This window comes from Cupriavidus neocaledonicus (genome assembly GCF_000372525.1).
In the GTDB taxonomy this organism is placed as follows: domain Bacteria; phylum Pseudomonadota; class Gammaproteobacteria; order Burkholderiales; family Burkholderiaceae; genus Cupriavidus; species Cupriavidus neocaledonicus.
The window spans coordinates 272122-290260 of record NZ_AQUR01000105.1 but is presented as its reverse complement, the minus strand read 5'-3'; the positions used below and the strand labels follow the sequence as shown (position 1 = coordinate 290260).

Sequence of the window (18139 nt, the reverse complement as noted above, 5' to 3'; positions counted from 1 at the left end):
GTATCAATGGCAAGCCCCCGCCAGACAGTATGCGATACTTCGTTGTCCCAACAATCTGCCAAATGGCGCCCTAACAGCTATGTCGATTGTGATCTTCGGGGCCGGCGGCCTTGGTCGCGAGGTGCTTGCGACGCTGCAACTGACCGGACATAACGTAAGCGCATTCGTCGTAGAGCCGGGCTATGCGGCGGAGCCGATCCGTGGCGTGCCGGTCTCTGATGACATCGACCGGTGGCTCGCCCGTGAAGATGTCTCCTTTGTGATCGCCGTGGGCAATTGCGGGGCGCGCGCACGCATCGCTGGCAAGTTGCATAACCGGCACTTCACAACGCTGATGCATCCCGCCGTTGCCAAGGGACAGCACGTGAAAATCGGGAAAGGAGCAATCTTCCTGGGGCCGGCGAGCATGACGACCGACGTCGAGATCGGCGAACATGCCCTGATCAATCCCGGTTGCGTGATATCGCACGACTGCAAGATCGGGGCATTCGCAAACCTGGGGCCCGGCGTATCGCTGGCTGGGTGGGTCACTGTAGAGGAAGGCGCGGATCTCGGCGTCGGGGCGGTGGTGGCACCGCACTGCAGGATTGGCGCCGGAGCCGTCGTCGGCGCGGGGGCGGTCGTCATCCGTGACGTGGAGCCCGGCGCCACCGTCGTCGGCGTACCGGCACGCCCGATCGTGCGACGTGCCGCTGCTGCGGCAGGCTCTCAAATTCCGACGTGAGCGTTGCTCGCGTCATTCCAGACATTGTTCAGCTCTTTGCTTCATTCCATGGCTAATCATCTTCCCGCGTCGCAGGCCCCTATCAAGGTTCTGATTCCCCATCTGCCTGAAGTCGAAGCATTGCTGCCCTATCTGCGGCGTATCGATGAGAACCGCAGCTACAGCAATTACGGCCCACTGTATCGCGAGTTCGTTGCTCGGCTGAGTGCGCTGACGGGTGCCAAGGGGGTAACGATCACGAGCAATGGCACGACAGCGATCGAACTTGCCCTGCGCTCGCGAGCAACGCCGGGCGGGCGCTATTGCCTGATGCCCTCCTACACGTTTATTGCAAGCGCCCATGCCGTTTGCAATGCCGGGCTCACGCCTTATCTGCTTGAAGTCAATCCCGACAGTCTCGCCCTGACGCCCGAAATCGCCGAAGCAGCGCTTGCCACAGTCCCTGAGCGGCCCGCGGCCGTACTGGTGGTGAGTGCATTTGGCGCGCCACCCGACTTCAAGGCCTGGGCAGCATTCGAGGCGCGACACGCGATACCGGTAGTGTTCGATGCTGCCGCTGCGGTTACGGCGATTTCCGACGTTGGCGAACAACCCGCGTGTGTAAGCCTTCATGCGACCAAGGTACTCGGTATCGGCGAAGGTGGCGCAATCTTGACCGCCGACACGGAGCTGACTGCCCGCACGACGGCCATGACCGGTTTCGGTTTTATGGGTGTCGAGCGGTTGTCGAGCATCCGCGGCGGCAACTACCGGATTTCCGAGTACAGTGCCGCGGTGGGCCTGGCCGCACTCGATGCACTGCCGGACCGGCTGCGCGCTCTGCGCGATCTCACCGAAGCCTACCGGCAGCGTCTCGAGGGCAAGGCAGCCATCCTGCAACGCGGCGTTGGCGTGAAGTGGGTAACCATGACGCTGAATGTGACGATTCCCGAGCAAGACGTGGCCGGGACCATCGAGCGCCTCGATGCCGCGGGCATCGAATGGCGTCGCTGGTGGGGTCTGGGGTGCCATCGGCACCCGGCATTTGCCGATGTTCCGCGCGCGGATCTGTCCGGCACCGACAAACTGGCGACCCGCGTCATTGGCCTGCCGTTTCATGACAACCTCTCCGACGCCGACCTCGACCGGATCACAGCATGCCTGAAATGAACAGCCAGCCGCTGCTGTCCTATATCGTCCTGTCATACAACTACGAAGAGTACATCGGTACGACGCTGCGCTCGATCCTGGAACAGACTGTCCAGGACTTCGAGATCGTGGTGGTGGACGATTGCTCGCGTGACCGCTCGGTCGAGGTGGTCCGCAGCTTCAATGACCCCCGCATCCGCCTCATTGTCAACGAACAGAACCTCGGCGGCGCAGGCAGTTACAACCGTGCGGTGGAAGCGGCCCGCGGCACATGGCTGGTCAATTTGGACGCCGATGACTGGATCGCGCCCAACAAGGCGGAAATCCAGTTGCGCGCGGCCCAGAAAGACCCCCGCCTCGACATCATTGGCACCCACGTCAAGATCCTGGACCACGAGGGCAAGCCGCATCCCGATGCGCCTTCCCTCGAAGCGGGCATCAATCAGCCTCACAACCTCAACCTGGTGCAAAACTGGGTTGGCATGAACTGGTTGTGCCGCTCATCCAGCATGGTACGTCGCGAAGCGCACCTTCGTATCGGCCTGGACGACGCGGCCATGGTACGCGCCCCCGACTACGAGTTGTGGACACGCGCCCTGAGAATGGGCTGCAAATTCGCCATCGTGCCTCAGCAACTGACCTTCATGCGTTTGCACAAGCGCGGCGTCACCCACGCCGACCCGCTCGGGCAGTTCCTTGAACTCAGCTACGCCATGATGCGCAACCTGATCCCGCTGGCGGAAGCGCGCGCCCTTCATCCGACCGTCGAGAGCATCATCGCGTGGGTGGCACGACACGGCGAGTTGTGCAAGCTGGAACCCCGCCACGCCTATCGTCTGCTGGGCATCGTGCTGGCAACGCCTGAATTCGCTGACTTCACCGCCTTTCGCAGTGAGGTGCTGTCCGACGAGCCAGACAATGCGCTGGTACGCGCCGGACGCCGTGCGCTCACCACATATCGGGAAGGTTCGCCGGGGTTCGCCTACGCCAATAAGCTGGAGCGGGATATTGGCGAGTTCATCCATGCGCGCAATTACTGGCAAGCTCAGGCCGAGCATTGGGAACGGGTCTATCACATGCAGCGGACCCGATACACGCCGCGCCGAATCGCCGCGGCCTTGCTGCGACGCGCCAAGATCGCGCCTCAATTATTGCGGAAACTCGACGGCTCCCGATGACAGAGACCAGGCAAGGCGAGAGTGGCACCTTCGAATGCAATGTGTGTGGCCACCGGCATTATTCTCATACTGCAGTGCGTGGCGACGGCCGGCGAGTCCTTTTCTGCGCAAACTGCGGCATGGGAATGATCGAGAACCCGCCCGCAGATACCAGTGTCTTTTATCAGGACGGCTATTACGGCGGCGAAGCCCATCTCGAGGTCGGCTACGCCGACTATGCCTTTACCGCCGAGCACGCACTGTTATGGGCAAGGCTTTTGGTTGAAGCCCTGACCGGCAGCGGGCGCGTACTGGATGTGGGCTGTGCCGATGGCTTCATGCTGCGCGGCCTTGGCCCAACCTACGAGACTTACGGCATCGAGGTCAATGCGCACGCAGCCGAGCGCGCGCGCCAAGGCGGCGTGAGGATCATCGGTAATGATGTGCTGGCGGACCTGGGACACGATGAATTCAGGCGCCACTTCGACGTGATCACGTCGATTGCAACGTTCGAGCATGTGCTGGATCTGCGTGGCGCCTTCCATGCCTGCCTGGAAGCCCTGAAGCCAGCAGGCGTGCTGATCTTCGAGATTCCGTTGATGTCGCAAACGCGCGACAACAAGGATTGGCTGGAAGGGTCGTATGAGCATATCTACTATCCGACCATTCAAGGTATCGAAACCCTGCTCGGCACCTTTCCCGGCTATGCCTTCACCGGCTTTGAGTCAGACATCAAAGGCTATAGCTCAACCTACATCGGTGCCCTGGCAAGCGAGCCGGGGACTTTTGCCAGGGTCGAGCATCTGTTCCGCTGCATGAGACAGGAAGCCCCGACGGGGCTGACTGAACAGGAAAGCAATGTGAATGTGGCTTACCACGTAGTCCACTCGTTCCGGCCTAGCCCCGAGCGCATCCTGGCCTTGCCTGCGCTCATCGAGAAGAACTGCAGCCCCAGACTGATTACGCACTTGATGCAGCTCTGGTATGCGGATTGCACAGCAGCGAACAACGTCGAGTGGTACCAGACGCAGGCAGCCAACTGGAAAGCTTCATTTGACAACTTGCAGGACGTGCATTCGAAGCAAACTCGATACTTGAAAGCACTGGAAGAAAGCAAAAAAACTGATGAGTAACCCGAGAATCCTAGCCCTTCTTCCGTTCCTTGTTAAAGGGGCCTTGTCGCTTCAGGTGTTACGGGAGATGCGACGCCGCAATTTCGACGTCACTGTCGCGTTCTGCTCGGACGCCTCGTCCGTCTACACGCCGGACGATATGGAGGATTTTCGCAGCGACAAGCAATTGCTTGACCTGAGTGCCGTGCCGCATCACGACACCCTTGAGGTTGTCTGGAAAGAGATGCAACGTCGGGCTACCGGACTGGTGCTGCAGATCGGGGCCCCCCTGCTCTACCATCACCTTCCTTACTGGAAGGAGCGTAATCCGTCGCTGCGCATCGTCGATACGCTGTACAACGAGATTGGTCATACCCTGAACCACTTTCTCTATGAGCAGTGTCTCGACGGCGTGATCGTCGAAACCGAGCACATGAAGCGCTTTGTGGAGCGTAACTCCGCAAAGAAGGACGCAAAGGTCCGGATCGTTCGGAATGGCATCGACACGGATTGGCTGACGCCCGCGGCACAGGCTTCGTCCCGGAACGGGCTGGTGGTGGGCTACGTGGGCCGGATGTCGCCGGAAAAAAACCCGCTCGGCTTTATCGACCTGATTGAGAAGATATATCCGCAGTTACCTGACGCGCGCTTTGTGCTGGCGGGCGACGGCGCGCAAACGGAGGAAGTCCGGCGTCGGGTCAAGGAAAGCCCGGCAGGCGGCCAGCTGAAGTATCACGGCTATGCGTCTGATGTAAGGGCCGTGCTGCAGACCCTGGACGTACTGGTGCTGCCGTCCAAGCTGGACGGCCGACCCAATATCGTGATGGAAGCCAATGCCTGCGGCATTCCCGTTATTGGGGCCCCGGTGGGCGGTGTTCCCGAACTGATTGCCGAAGGCGTAAATGGCTTCCTGGCGCACCCTGCGGAGTCGGACCGGATCCTGGGCATTCTCTCCGCATGGCGGGAAAATCCCGCTGAACTGGCACGCTTCAAGCAAAGCGCCCGGCTATACGCGGAGCGGCACTTCAGCCGCCAGCAGATGATGGACACCTATGATGATGTCTTTCGGGAGCTGGGCGAGAGAGCACCCCACTGATGGGGCGCGCAGGCCTTATTTGATCGGCTGCACCGCCGCGGCACCTTATCACGCTCACGGCGCAGCCACCTCGGCTTCAGACCACATGCCAGGGCATGGCTGCGCGCCCGCTAGCTTGCTGAGTATGACGGCAGGCGCGCGAGATGCTCTCGGAAGGCTTCCAGGGAGTGTTTTTCTTCGATCAGGCTCAATGCGCGGGCCCGTTCGTGCAAGAGCGCGGCCGGCTCCCTCAGAAACTGACGAATGCTGGCAACATAACCCTCGACGTCATCGAAACGCTTCAGCAGGAAGCCGCTGTCGGCAGGAATGACTTCGCTGATACCACCGATGTCGGGAGCCAGTACGGGCAGGCCCGAAGCCTGGGCCTCCAGCACCACGTTGGGAAGGCCATCCCACTGTGTGGTATAGAGCAGCAGCGCATAGTTTTCTGCCGGCACGCTGTCGAAGCCTTCGTAAGCGCCCAAGACGGAAACATTGCGCATGCGCTTCAACGCCGCCAGCACGGCAAGAATTTCCGGCGGCGTCGACAGCGTGGGAGAGCCGTAGACGTCGAAGTGGCATTCCGGCAAGCGTTGCGCAATCTGCAGCAACAGGTCGGGCCGCTTCTCCCTGTCGAACCTGCCTGCCCACAGGATCCGCGGTTTTTGCCGGGCATCGAATTCGAAGCGCGGACGGCTGCGCTGGGGATAACGGAAGCGCTCGAACAAGTCCGGTGGCAGGCCGTACATCGAGATCAGCCGACCGACGAAAGTCTGGTTATCGGTCATCACCTTGGTCAGGTGACGGTACGATGCCTCGAGGGCGCCACCATAGCCATATGGCTCCAGCTCTTCGGTGTAATCAAAACCGAACAGGGAGGCATAGAGGCCGCAGTCCTCCGACAAGGCATTGCCATGACGCACGTACAGGTCCCACGCCGTCGCACTGTTGACGTTGTGAATTACGCGAGGGCGCAGCTTCAACAAGAGTCGAGACAGCAGCAGCCGCTGCTCTATTGGCTGCAGGTATGGCGCGTGGGTGGTGCCGAACGGCAGCACGCGCACCTCCGGCGGCAAGCGCGACATCCATGGCGACTCTGTATTCTCGGTGGTGATGACCAGGACCCGCGCCGAGAAATCGCGAACCAGGCCATGGATGTGATGCAGTGCCACCAGGTCAGCACCGCCGCGCTTGAGCCAGGGCAACATGAAGACATGTGTGACCGGCTCCGCCCCCACCACCTTCAGCATATCGCGATAGGCGTTTCCCACGGCAATGCTGGCGCGAAAGGTGCGGCGCCGCGCTTCCTTGAAGAACTGGCGGGACGGGAACAGTTGCAACTCGTAGGCCGCCAGCGCCAGCATTTCGTCGCGGATCCAGGCTGGCACTTCCGGAGCCTTGAGGTCACGGCCCTCCCGGTCGCCGAAGCGCAGCCAGTGATGCAGCCCCGATGCGATCTTTCCCTGGGCCACCGACGCGCGCACGTCCTCGTTCGCATCCAGGTAAGCTTCTTCCGACCACGCCCTGACTGTGGCGCGCTGCGCCCGGGTGGGCAGCAGGCGGCCTTCCGCACGACCGAACAGTCGCCAGTGGTCCTTGCCGGACTTCATACTGCGCGCGCGCACGGCGTCCCTGACATCGGGATGGACCCGAAGATAAGCTTCCTCGTCCCAATCCGTGTCGGCCGCATCCACGGCAGGCGTATCCGTTGCCGGCGCCGACTTCCCTGCCAGTCCCAGCAAATCGGCACGGTCGAACAGGGAGGAATGCCGGATCAGCCGCGAGCGCTCGCTCGCAGCCGCATTACGGCTGCCCGAGGCCTTCAGCCGGATGAAGTGCACCGTATCGGCGGCAACGACATGCATGAAGCCTGCGGCAATCGTGTCGCAATTCCAATGCCAGTCTTCGTAGCCGAAACCGGAGCTCGCGGGCGTATCGCGATAAGGGATGGCCAAAAGCGTCTCGCGACGCACCACGCATAGTGCGGTCCACGCATTCTCGACCAGCAACTGTGACGCGCGAAAGTCGGCATCGCGCTGGTCCGGATGCCGCAGGATCCAACGCTCGGCACCGAAGTAGACGTTGTAGTCGGGATGGACGATATAGGCGGGGTTCTCGCGCGCTTGCCGCAATGCACTGGCCAGCCAGTTCTCGGAGCAGAGGTCGTCCCCATCAAGGATTGCGATGTACTCGCCGCGGGCATGCTGAGCGCCGTGGATTCGCGCCAGGCCCGGATCGCCGAAGTCGGTCGTCAGAATCCGCGTATCCGGCGGAAGGTGCGGGCTGCGCTGGAGATATTGCAGCGTTTCGCCGTCGGCTCGATCCGCGACCAGCAACAGCTCCGTACGGGCTCCCTTGACAGCCGCAAAGCGCATCGCACGCGCGATGCTGGCCAGGGTCTTGTGAGCAAGGATGCCTTCCTGGTGCAGCGTAACGATGCACGAGATATCAACCGTCATACGGACATCTTGATCAATGTGATTGGGCCGCGGCGCGGAGCAGCTTAATGATTGGCCTCGTAGACCGGCAGGACTTCCTCGACCGCACCCGCCATGCGGATCTTTCCGTGCTCCAGCCAGATGACCTTGTTGCACATCTTGCGAATGACCTCATTCGAATGGATGGCCAGCACCACGATCTGGGCGCGATTATGCAGATCATGCAGGCGCGCGTTGGCCTTGTCCTGGAACGATGCGTCGCCAACCCCGATCACTTCGTCAAGCAGCAGGATATCCGCGTCAACAGCAGTGGACACTGCAAAAGCCAGCCGCATGCGCATGCCGCTGGAGTAGGTGCGCAGCGGCAGGTCAAGCGAATCGCCGAGGTCGGTGAATTCGGCAATATCCTTTTCCTTGGCACGCAATTCGGCATCGCTCATGCCGAGCAGCAAGCCGCGCAGGCGGATGTTCTGGTAGCCCGTCGAGTTCTCGTCCATGCCGAGGCTGATATCGAGCAGCGGCACCGCCTTGCCCTGACGGTCATAGCTGCCCGAGGTCGGCGCGTAGATGCCGGCCAGCAACCTGAGCAGGGTCGACTTGCCCGCGCCATTGTGGCCGATCAGGCCGACACGGTCGCCCGGCTCGAGCCGGAGATCGATACCGTCGAGTGCCTTGACGACGACCACACCGGTAGCTTCTTCGGCGATCTGGTTACGCCGGCCAAGGCGAAGCACCCGCTTCTTCAGCGAACGCCCCTGGACGTCATAAATCGGAAGCTCGAGGCGGACATTGCGAAGTTCTATGTATGCCATGTTACTGAATTCGTTCACACCCAGTACGGGATGCGTTTGAGATAGCGCCCGGTCAGCCACAGTGCGGCAGTCCAGCCCACCACAGCCATGCCGAGCGAAACACCCCAGGTAAGCATCGACGGAAATTCGCCCACCAGCGGCGCACGTACCAGATGCAGCAAATAGGAGAGCGGATTGTAGTCAACGATCCACGAAAACCGGACCAGTGCATCCGGCCGGTACATGATCGGCGTGACATAGAAAGCCACCTGGAACAGGGACGAAATGATCTGCGGCAGATCGCGAAAACGCGCAGACAGCAAACCCGAAATCATTGCCATCCACATCGCATTCAGCACATACAGCAGGAGTGCCGGAATGAACAATGGCAGCGTGGCCCAATTTTTCACGCCAAAAATGATCAACAGCGCCACCACAATAATGAAGTTATGGCCCAGGATAATCACATTGCGCCACATCACCTGCAGCACGTAAAGCAACTTGGGGGTCGCAGCCTGGCGGATGAAATGGGCATTATGGATATAGACTACCGCGCCCTCGTTTACTATCGTCGCGAGCAGGAACCACATCACCAGCCCGATGCTGAGGAACGGCAGGTATTCACGCAACTCCTGGCCGAACAAGGTACCGTACACAGCACCAATCGACGCGATCATGATCGCCATGCTGATGGTCAGCCAGAACGGCCCAACCGCCGAACGCGCGTAACGCTGGCGAATTTCAATCCAGCCGAGTAACGACCAAAGGCGCCAGGAGGCAACGCTCTCCCGGAGGTCATCGATTGCAGTCAAAAGCATAGGGATTACCAAGATAGTACGATGCCGCGCCGGGTTCCCGGCGCGGTGATGCGGAATCAATCAACGCGGCGGCGGATTCACCGGCAGGTGCTGCCTTGCCGCGAAAGGCGCCACGATACCATAAAGACTTTGCCGTCAAGCAGCCGCGGCAACCCGTCGGGGGGCGCATACGGCGGCCTTGTGCGAGGGGATCAAAGCCGGTTGGGCGCACCCTCACGGCGCTGGCATCCGAGGCTTGCGGCCCTTCAGCATCCGGCGCCCGATCCGGATAAACCGCCATGCATTGCGGGTTACCAACAGATGCGCGCCGGTCACGGCAAGAAACGCCAGGAACAGGACCTGCTCGGAGACCCCCATTTTCCACCCGAGCACGCCGACGAAACCCATCAGCGCGTTGCTCAGCACGATCAGCCAGACGATGGTGCCGTGGCCAATATCCAGCCGCAGCAAAATGTGGTGCAGATGGGTGCGGTCCGCCGAGAGCGGGTTCTTGCCCTTCATCGCACGCCGCACCACCACTGCCAGCAAATCGATCAGCAGGAAGCCGAGAATCCACAGCATCACCACAGGGGGAAGCCGGGCCCCTCCGTTATAGACGGGCTGAGACAGCTCCACGGCAAACCATACAATGCCGAACCCAAGCATCAGGCTGCCGGCGTCTCCCAGAAAAACCCTTCGCTTGCCGCGCAGCGGATTGCGAATATTGAAGACCAGGAAACCGAGAACGGCGCCGCAGAAAATTACACAGATCCGCTGTGCCGCGTTATTGCCCAGTTCGCCGGCCACCACCGCCAGCCACACAAAGATGAAGAACGCCAGGCCGCCGGCAAGGCCATCGAGGCCGTCGCTCATATTCATCGCGTTTACCACCGAGACCACCGCGAACAGCGTCAGTGGAATGCCCCAGTTGAGCAACTCGATCTCGCGGCGGCCGAACAGGTCGCCCAACGAAGACAAATAGACTCCGCCCCACGATGTCATCAGGATCGCGGCGAACAGCTGGACCACCAGCTTGGCGGCCGGCGACATGCCTTTCAGATCGTCGACCATGCCTACCAGCGCAAGTACCGACAAACCGGCGAGCAATGCCACATAGTAGCCCTGCGTACGCATGAACATCAGCGCGCCGATCCAGACGGCCAGCGTGATGGCGATGCCGCCCACGAGCGGCACTTCGCCCTGATGCCGCTTGCGCATATCGGGCCGGTCCATCAGTCCCATGATCGGCGCCAGCGGCCTCAGTGCCATGATGGCAAAGGCGCATACCAGGAATACGAAGCACGGCACCCAGAAGAAATCAAACATGCATGGTCCTCTTGTCGTGACCTGAAGCAAAAAACCGGAACCGCCAGTATGTGCCGGAAGCGAACAGCCGCAACAGGCTCCCTATATGCCAGCGCAAATACTGCCAGTTGCGCCGGCTGGCGCGCTGGGCATCGTGAACGATGACGGCATTGGGCACCCACGACACATAGCCGCCGGACAAATGGATCTTCAAACAGATGTCGACGTCTTCGCAGTAAAGATGAAAGCGTTGGTCAAATCCGCCCACCCTGCGGTAGGAATCTGCATGGAACACCATGCACATTCCCGCGAGCCAGTCGACCTGCTGGATCTTTTGCGTAACCGCATAGTCAGCTTCGCAACGTTTGCGCAAAGTCCTGCGCAGCAGCCGGACCACGGAAGGAACACGCCGGGCGCTGTCTTCGACACGCCCGTCCGGTGCCAGCACGCGCGGTCCGGCCACACCCGGCGATTGCGCGGCACAGTCGAGCAGCGGCAGCAGGCTTCGCGGTTCCAGCCGCACGTCTGGATTCATCACGCAGAAAAATGGCGAACGGCAATATGTGAATGCAGCATTGTGATTCTCGGCAAAGCCGAGCGGGCCTGTATTGACGATCCAGGTCAGCCGGAAATCTTCGGATTCCTCGACCGGAATACGGGGCTCCGGCAGGTTCAGCGTGACAATGACGTGCATCCGCACCTGCCGCGAAGCCTCACGCAACTGGTGCAGCAGCGGCGCGAGCAGCTGGCCCTGGCCATGGCTGACGACCGACACGGTCAGCCGCGGCATCCACGGGGTGGAAGGATGCATGGCCGCGTCCTCAGAGATGAATGGCATCTCGCACCATGCCGGCGAAGCCATCGGCAAACCGGTGATAACCGCGCGCCTTGTATTCGTGCCGGATGCTGGCCAGCCGCGACACCGGGCTGCGTCCAAAGGCGATACGTCGGGCATAGTGGGCAATCGCTTCGTCGACCAGCGCAAGCTTGTCGACCGCCGCCGGATTGGTTGCGACCAGCCTGCTGCGCAGCGCCTGCAAGCGACGCAACTTGTATTGCAGGTGTTCGTCGCGGGGTGTTCTTGCCACGCGGATTGCGTAGGACATAAGACGCGAGACCGTGCCAACGGGAATACCAATGACGTTGGTCCGATGCTGGCGATACTGTGTGAGCTTGTCCGCGAGCATGCCGACCTTGCCTTCGGATGCCGCGCATGCCGCCAGCCATTCGTCGTGGATCCAGTCCTCGGCAAACGGCAGCGCCACGTCAAGCAACTGCCGGCGGAAGGCGGCGGTCGTGCCAGTCACCAGGTTGCGTCGGCAATACACCTCGAAGAACTTGCCCTGTCGCACCAGCGCTTGTTCCCGTTCCGACAGCCTCAGCGCGGCAAAAAGCGACTTGCCCAGGTCGTGTCCTTGCTCGTCGATCAGTTCCGCGTCGGAGTGCACCAGCAACAGCTCCGGATCCGCCGCAAAGCACTCCAGCAGCGCACCGACCTTGCCGGGCGTCCAGACATCGTCCTGGTCAGCGAGAAAGATGATGTCTGTATCCAGCAACCGGATCGCCTGTTCGAAGTTCCGGGTCACGCCGAGGCGCGGATCGTTACGCAACAGCGTAACGCGGATGCCGCGCTGTGCCTGGGTAGCTGCTGCCCAGGACTGCAGTACCGTCCAGGTGTCGTCGTCCGACCGGTCATCGCTGATAACGATCTGATCCGGCACCACGGTCTGATTGACAATGGATTCGAGCTGCTGATGGATAAAGACGCCTGCATTGCAGGTGCACATGGCAACCCCAGTGCTAAGGCTGCGGGCCGAATCGCGCTCGGCGTCAGTGTTTTGCGCGCTGGGGGAGCAGGGATGCATGCAGGAACTTCGATTGAGGACCAAGGCGCTTACGCGGTAGTTCTGGCCGCCAGCGCAGGCGTGCCGGTCTGGCCGGCCGCAGGACGGTCGAGAAGCAGATCCAGTTCTTCGAAGCACGCGGCAAAGGCCGATTGCCAGTCCAGCGGCAGAATGCTGCGCTTGACGTTGGCCAACCGCTCCGATTCACTCATCTGCGACGCCTTCACCACGGCCTCGATCATCGCTTCCAGATCGGCCGGCACGCAAAGGATGTTCTCCGAATAGCTGCCGAGGCTATGTTTGGGCCCGTAGCGCGACGTCACGACGGCGGCCCCGGCCAACGCCAGCTCAAGCGGCGGATAGCTGGGATGCGGCGCCATCATCAGCGACAACGCCACGTCGGTCTTCATCTTCAGCGCGTCGTATTCATCGAGCGTCAGCTTGCCCAGATTTCGGATCACCACCCCGGACTCGAGCTGGATATTGGGCGCCGATCCTTCACCGGCCATTACCACGTCCCACTCTTCAGCGCGCAACAGGCTGCGCGAGAACACCTCGTTCAGGATGCGCAGGCCAAAATAGAACAGATTGCGCTCCACGCTCGGACGCCCATAGAAGAACAGCGTGCGCTTTGCGCGAGCCGTGCCCTGCGGCTTGGTCCTCGGCAGCCTGGCCACCATGGGCTCAAAATGCAGCACCGGCGTGTCCTTCGCCAGCTTCCCGCTTTCACTAATGCACTGCGCCATCAATACCGTATTGCAGACCGCGACAAAATTGCCGCTGGCGTAGCTCTGCTCAGCCAGCAATTTCTGGTCGCTGTTGGCGTAGAAAATTGGCTCGTAGTCCTGCACCAGATAGATGAACTTGCGACGCAGCGGGAAGGCTGCGACCAGTGCGGCATCCCACCAGGCGCTGACCACCAGCTGATCCTCGGGATGCAGGTCCAGGTAGCCATAGAAGTTATGGCGGCGCTCCGCCACGCTCAGGACTTCCACCGTTGCGGCGTTGACCGGGATGCCATATTTGTCGAACAACCCCTGCAGGCGGCTGGCTTCGCCATTGACAACGGTCTGCACCACGCGCAGCGGCATACCGCGCCGCTGGCTCAGCAATGCGGCGAATATCAGCGCCGTGGCAGCCCCGCCGAACAGCGATGAATTCGACAAGGTTGGCAGCAGCAGCACCACGGCCGGCTCGCGCCCCGCCCGGGGAAGCGCCGGCATGACCGGCGTGACGGCGGCGTTGGCGCCGTAATAGACCTCGGCAAATTGCCTTGCCTTCGCCACCATCCCGTCCCCTGCAACCACGGGTCGCGACTCGATCATGGCGCTCAGGCGATGCTCAGTATCCGAGGCCAGCTGATACAGGCGGTTGGTAGCCTTGCGACCAATAAAGACCAGGCGTCGGATGACACGTAGCAGGAAAATTCGTTGACTCATGTATGAGCGGCCTTGTATTTCGTCGGGACGAAGCGGTCCCCCCGTTTCGGATCGTAACTTTCCAGGTAAGAGAGATACGAGCGGTAGAAGTCGTTGAACGGGATCGGCTTGTGCGCCCGTGACTGGCTTTCCTTGTGCAGGATGAAGCCGGAGTTGGCTCCTGCCAGCACCGTCTGATAACCAAGCTTCTCGAGGCGGATGCACATGTCGACGTCACCACCGCAGATGATGAAGCCCTCGTCGAACCCCCCGATCTCGGCAAACTTTGATCGCTGCACCACGGTGACTGCACCAGTCACGGCGCTGAGCCGTACGTCGCCACGAATATCCGGTTCGACCCGGCCGGCCTTGCAGTCTTCCAGCACGTCGGCCAACCGACGCCCGACATACAAATGATCGGCAAGTCCGCCGGATACCAGGAACACCCCGCCGTGCTGGATGGTCTTGGCATCGCCATACAGCAATACACACCCTACCGCGCCGACCTCGGGCGCGTGCGCACGCTCCACCATCGATTCCAGCAAACCGCGCGACTGCTCGACCAGTTCGGTATCGTTGTTCAGGAACAGCAGGTCGCTTCCCTGCGACTGCGCTACGGCCCAGTTATTCAGCTTCTGGTAGTTGAAGGGCTGGTCGTAGACCAACACGCGCGCGTTGTCGTACTTCGCCAGGCCCTGCTCGACCGCCTTCAACTCCGCTGCCGATGAATTGTTGCTGATCAGCAGGATTTCCCGGCATGCAGGGCCGAACCGGTACAAGGAGTCGACGCATTGCAAAGTCATCTCCGCCTTGTCTTTGAATGGAATAAGTACGGATAAGTCACTGTGCATGGGCACCCCTTCCTTCTGCCATACCGAACCGTCGCGCCAGCGTTCGCTCAGTCAAACAATTCAGCCTGGCTCAACAGACTGCCAGCCTCGTCCTTTTTCGCCAACACTGGCGTTCCTGCGATCGGCCATTCGATGCCGATATCGGGATCGTTCCAGCGGATACTGCGTTCAAACTCCGGCGCGTAGTAATCCGTGGTCTTGTAGAGAAACTCTGCGGACTCCGACATCACGAGAAAGCCGTGGGCAAAACCCTCCGGAATCCATATCTGGCGCTTGTTCTCGGCAGAGAGGCTAACCCCGACCCATTTGCCGAAATTAGGGGAGCTGCGCCGGATGTCGACCGCGACATCAAACACTTCGCCCGAGACCACACGCACCAGCTTGCCCTGTGGGCACTGGATCTGGTAATGCAGGCCCCTCAGCACGCCTTGCGCGGACCGCGAATGGTTGTCCTGGACGAACTGCCGTTGCAGGCCGGTAACCTGCTCGAATTCCCTGGCATTGAAGCTTTCGAAGAAAAACCCGCGCTCGTCCCCAAACACCTTGGGCTCGATAATCAGTACTTCCGGCAGCGAAGTAGGAACAACTGTCACACTCATTTAATCGGCTCCGAAATAATTTGCTGGAGATACTTGCCATAGCCGTTCTTCAACAATGGCGTCGCCAGTTCGGCGACCTGCTCTGCAGAAATCCACTTGTTGCGGAAGGCAATCTCCTCGGGGCACGCCACCATCAGGCCCTGTCGGCTCTGCAAGGTCGCGATAAAGCTTGCCGCCTCGAGCAGCGAATCGTGCGTACCGGTGTCGAGCCAGGCGTAGCCACGCCCCATGATCTCCACGTCAAGCTTCGCCAGTTCGAGGTAGCGCTTGTTCACATCGGTGATCTCCAGCTCGCCGCGCGCCGAGGGCCGGATGTCCGCCGCAATGTCGCAGACCTGGCTGTCGTAAAAATACAGGCCCGTCACCGCGTAGTTGGAGCGCGGCTTCGCGGGTTTTTCTTCAAGCGACAGGGCGCGGAAATTCGCGTCGAACTCCACCACGCCGTAGCGTTCCGGATCGTGCACGTGATAGGCAAAGACGGTAGCCCCGCTCTGCTGGGCCGAAGCGCGCTGCAACTGCGCCACCAGATCGTGACCGTGGAAAATGTTATCCCCCAGGATCAGCGTGCTCGGATCAGCGCCGACAAAGTCACGGCCGATAATGAAGGCTTGCGCCAGTCCGTCCGGAGAGGGCTGCACCGCATATTGGAGATTGATACCCCACTTGCTGCCATCCCCCAGCATTTCGCTGAAACGCGGGGTATCCTCGGGCGTGGAGATAATCAAAATATCTCGAATGCCCGCCAGCATTAGTGTCGACAGCGGATAGTAAATCATCGGCTTGTCATATACGGGCAGCAACTGCTTGGACACCGATCTCGTGATCGGGTAGAGCCGGGTGCCGGAACCCCCAGCCAGGATAATGCCTTTACGCATGGTGTCTAGCTCAGGAGAAAATCTGGTCCAACAGGTAGTGCACGCCCTGCTGCCAGTCTGGAAGATGGATGCCGAAGATCTGACGCAGCTTGCTCGTGTCCAGGCGCGAGTTCGCCGGGCGCGGTGCAGGCAACGGATACGCCGTGGCGGGAATCGCTTCGATGCGGGCCGGGTCTACCTTCAGTTCGATGCCTTTGGCGGCGGCGTAGCGCAGCACTTCGCTGGCGTACGCATGCCAGGTGGTTTCGCCAGCCGCGGCAAGATGGTAGATGCCGGAGGTGAACGATGTCCGGTCGCCCGACAGCCAGTGTCGCGCCACCACCTGCGCAGTCACATCGGCAATCAGCGCGGCCGTAGTCGGGGCCCCAAATTGATCGGCAATCACGCGCAGGCTGTCGCGCTCGCGACCCAGCTTCAGCATGGTCTTGGCAAAGTTGCCGCCATGCGCGCCGGCAACCCAGCAGGTGCGGAAGACGAGATGGGCTGCGCCGGCCGCGGCAATGGCCTGCTCGCCCGCGAGCTTGCTTTTGCCGTACACCGATTGCGGGTTCACCGCATCGGTTTCGACATAGGCCCCCGCCTTGCTGCCATCGAACACGTAATCGGTGGAGTAATGCACCAGCAGGCTGCCGAGCGCCTTTGCCTCCGCGGCCAGCACTTCCACAGCCGTGCCATTGATGGCGTAAGCCAGCTCCGGTTCCGACTCCGCCTTGTCGACCGCCGTATAGGCGGCCGGATTGACGATGACATCGGGCTGGTGCTCACGCACCACGCGACGGATGTCGTCGGGCCGGGTCAAGTCACAGCTCAAACGATCGAGCGCCACGACCTTGCCCAGCGGTGCCAGGCTGCGGCGCAGTTCAAAGCCGACCTGGCCGTTGCTGCCAGTTACAAGAAAAGTGGGAATGGCGGCGTCACGCGGCATATTGCTTCGCCACCCAATTCCGATACTCCCCCGACATCACGTCCTGCACCCAAGCCTGGTTATCCAGATACCACTGGACCGTCTTGCGCAGACCGCTTTCAAACGTCTCGGCCGGTTTCCAGCCCAGTTCGCGTTCCAGCTTGCGTGCATCGATCGCATAGCGGCGATCGTGTCCCGGGCGATCCTTGACGAAGGTGATCTGGTCGCGATACGAGCCGGCGGCCTTGGGCGACAGTTCGTCGAGCAGGTCGCACAGCGTGTGGACGACGTCGAGATTTGTCTTCTCGTTCCAGCCGCCAACGTTGTAGGTTTCCCCCAGGCGGCCGCGTGCCAGCACCTCGCGGATGGCCGAGCAGTGGTCGCGCACGTACAGCCAGTCACGCACATTCAGGCCATCGCCGTAAATGGGCAGCGGCTTGCCTGCCAGTGCATTGGCGATGATCAGCGGGATCAGCTTCTCGGGGAAATGGTAGGGACCGTAGTTGTTCGAGCAGTTCGTCGTCAGAACCGGCAAGCCATAGGTATGGTGATATGCGCGCACCAGGTGGTCCGATGCGGCCTTGGATGCCGAGTACGGGCTGTTGGGCGCGTAGGCGGTGGTTTCCGAGAACTGCGGGTCGGTTTCGCTCAGCGAGCCGAACACCTCGTCGGTCGACACATGCAGGAAGCGGAACTCGGACCTGGCCGGTTCTTCCAGGCCGCTCCAATAGGCGCGCGCGGCTTCCAGCAGCGTAAAGGTGCCAACGATATTGGTCTGGATAAACTCGCCGGGCCCATGGATGGACCGGTCAACGTGACTCTCGGCGGCAAAGTGCACCACGGCACGCGGCTGGTAGGTGGCGAAGAGCTGGTCCAGTGCGGCACGGTCGCAAATATCGGTTTGCGAAAACACGTGGCGGGGGTCGTCCTCGACCGATGCCAGGGTCTTTCGATTCCCCGCATAGGTGAGCTTGTCGACGTTGACCACACCGTCCGCGGACTTGTCGCTCAACCAGGCGAGAACGAAATTGGCGCCAATGAACCCGGCGCCCCCAGTGACCAAAATATGGGACAAAACTTGCTCCTTGCCTCGATATGTTTCGATGACCCGACAAAAGCCG

At 61.1% G+C, this 18139-nt stretch carries 17 protein-coding genes; 5 read left to right on the top strand and 12 right to left on the bottom strand.

The annotated features are described in order from the left end of the window. The first annotated feature begins 79 nt into the window (after nucleotides 1-79). The 5 genes from A3AG_RS0125455 (at nucleotide 80) to A3AG_RS0125435 (ending at nucleotide 5217) form a co-directional block, all read left to right on the top strand. On the top strand, nucleotides 80-724 hold the full coding sequence (locus tag A3AG_RS0125455; protein ID WP_018008112.1) for a NeuD/PglB/VioB family sugar acetyltransferase: 645 nt from the start codon (nucleotides 80-82) through the stop codon (nucleotides 722-724). Between the two features lie 48 nt (nucleotides 725-772). After that, nucleotides 773-1873: a DegT/DnrJ/EryC1/StrS family aminotransferase gene (locus tag A3AG_RS0125450; protein ID WP_035849656.1), complete on the top strand. Its 1101-nt coding sequence runs from the start codon at nucleotides 773-775 to the stop codon at nucleotides 1871-1873. Then, nucleotides 1861-3030: a glycosyltransferase family 2 protein gene (locus A3AG_RS0125445; RefSeq protein WP_115678426.1), complete on the top strand. Its 1170-nt coding sequence runs from the start codon at nucleotides 1861-1863 to the stop codon at nucleotides 3028-3030. Before A3AG_RS0125450 ends, A3AG_RS0125445 begins: the two co-directional genes overlap by 13 nt. Nucleotides 3031-3149: 119 nt before the next feature. Further along, complete coding sequence (locus A3AG_RS0125440; protein WP_018008109.1) at nucleotides 3150-4142, top strand: class I SAM-dependent methyltransferase; 993 nt, start codon at nucleotides 3150-3152, stop codon at nucleotides 4140-4142. A 67-nt stretch (nucleotides 4143-4209) separates the two neighbouring features. Further along, nucleotides 4210-5217, top strand: coding sequence for a glycosyltransferase family 4 protein (locus A3AG_RS0125435; RefSeq protein ID WP_240619960.1), 1008 nt, complete (start codon nucleotides 4210-4212; stop codon nucleotides 5215-5217). 110 nt (nucleotides 5218-5327) lie between these two features. Here the strand turns inward: A3AG_RS0125435 and A3AG_RS32265 are convergent, their stop codons facing one another. The 12 genes from A3AG_RS32265 to rfbB all read right to left on the bottom strand — a co-directional run bounded on the left by A3AG_RS32265 (nucleotide 5328) and on the right by rfbB (nucleotide 18093). Beyond that, the gene (locus A3AG_RS32265) at nucleotides 5328-7655 is read right to left on the bottom strand and encodes a glycosyltransferase (protein ID WP_018008107.1); all 2328 of its coding nucleotides are present in this window, start codon (nucleotides 7653-7655) and stop codon (nucleotides 5328-5330) included. 44 nt (nucleotides 7656-7699) lie between these two features. Then, nucleotides 7700-8446, bottom strand: a complete 747-nt coding sequence (locus A3AG_RS0125420; protein ID WP_020384481.1) for an ABC transporter ATP-binding protein — start codon at nucleotides 8444-8446, stop codon at nucleotides 7700-7702. Nucleotides 8447-8460: 14 nt separating this feature from the next. Next, nucleotides 8461-9243 (bottom strand): ABC transporter permease, encoded by a 783-nt coding sequence (locus tag A3AG_RS0125415; protein WP_018008105.1) that lies wholly within the window; start codon nucleotides 9241-9243, stop codon nucleotides 8461-8463. 213 nt (nucleotides 9244-9456) lie between these two features. Further along, on the bottom strand, nucleotides 9457-10548 hold the full coding sequence (locus A3AG_RS0125410) for an MraY family glycosyltransferase (protein WP_018008104.1): 1092 nt from the start codon (nucleotides 10546-10548) through the stop codon (nucleotides 9457-9459). Further along, nucleotides 10541-11338 (bottom strand): glycosyltransferase, encoded by a 798-nt coding sequence (locus tag A3AG_RS32000; protein ID WP_035849603.1) that lies wholly within the window; start codon nucleotides 11336-11338, stop codon nucleotides 10541-10543. Before A3AG_RS32000 ends, A3AG_RS0125410 begins: the two co-directional genes overlap by 8 nt. Before the next feature lie 10 nt (nucleotides 11339-11348). Then, nucleotides 11349-12392 (bottom strand): glycosyltransferase family 2 protein, encoded by a 1044-nt coding sequence (locus tag A3AG_RS0125400; protein WP_115678427.1) that lies wholly within the window; start codon nucleotides 12390-12392, stop codon nucleotides 11349-11351. 29 nt (nucleotides 12393-12421) lie between these two features. Then, a complete protein-coding gene (locus A3AG_RS0125395; protein WP_145987509.1) occupies nucleotides 12422-13810 on the bottom strand; it encodes a rhamnosyltransferase WsaF family glycosyltransferase in 1389 nt (462 codons plus the stop codon). After that, nucleotides 13807-14640, bottom strand: coding sequence for a glycosyltransferase (locus A3AG_RS0125390; RefSeq protein WP_026164462.1), 834 nt, complete (start codon nucleotides 14638-14640; stop codon nucleotides 13807-13809). Before A3AG_RS0125390 ends, A3AG_RS0125395 begins: the two co-directional genes overlap by 4 nt. A 47-nt stretch (nucleotides 14641-14687) precedes the next feature. Continuing rightward, nucleotides 14688-15239: a dTDP-4-dehydrorhamnose 3,5-epimerase gene (gene rfbC, locus A3AG_RS0125385; RefSeq protein WP_018008101.1), complete on the bottom strand. Its 552-nt coding sequence runs from the start codon at nucleotides 15237-15239 to the stop codon at nucleotides 14688-14690. After that, the gene (gene rfbA / locus A3AG_RS0125380; RefSeq protein ID WP_018008100.1) at nucleotides 15236-16114 is read right to left on the bottom strand and encodes a glucose-1-phosphate thymidylyltransferase RfbA; all 879 of its coding nucleotides are present in this window, start codon (nucleotides 16112-16114) and stop codon (nucleotides 15236-15238) included. Before rfbA ends, rfbC begins: the two co-directional genes overlap by 4 nt. 10 nt (nucleotides 16115-16124) lie before the next feature. Then, a complete protein-coding gene (gene rfbD / locus A3AG_RS0125375; RefSeq protein ID WP_018008099.1) occupies nucleotides 16125-17039 on the bottom strand; it encodes a dTDP-4-dehydrorhamnose reductase in 915 nt (304 codons plus the stop codon). Next, nucleotides 17029-18093: a dTDP-glucose 4,6-dehydratase gene (gene rfbB, locus A3AG_RS0125370; RefSeq protein ID WP_018008098.1), complete on the bottom strand. Its 1065-nt coding sequence runs from the start codon at nucleotides 18091-18093 to the stop codon at nucleotides 17029-17031. Before rfbB ends, rfbD begins: the two co-directional genes overlap by 11 nt. Between the last annotated feature and the right edge of the window lie 46 nt (nucleotides 18094-18139).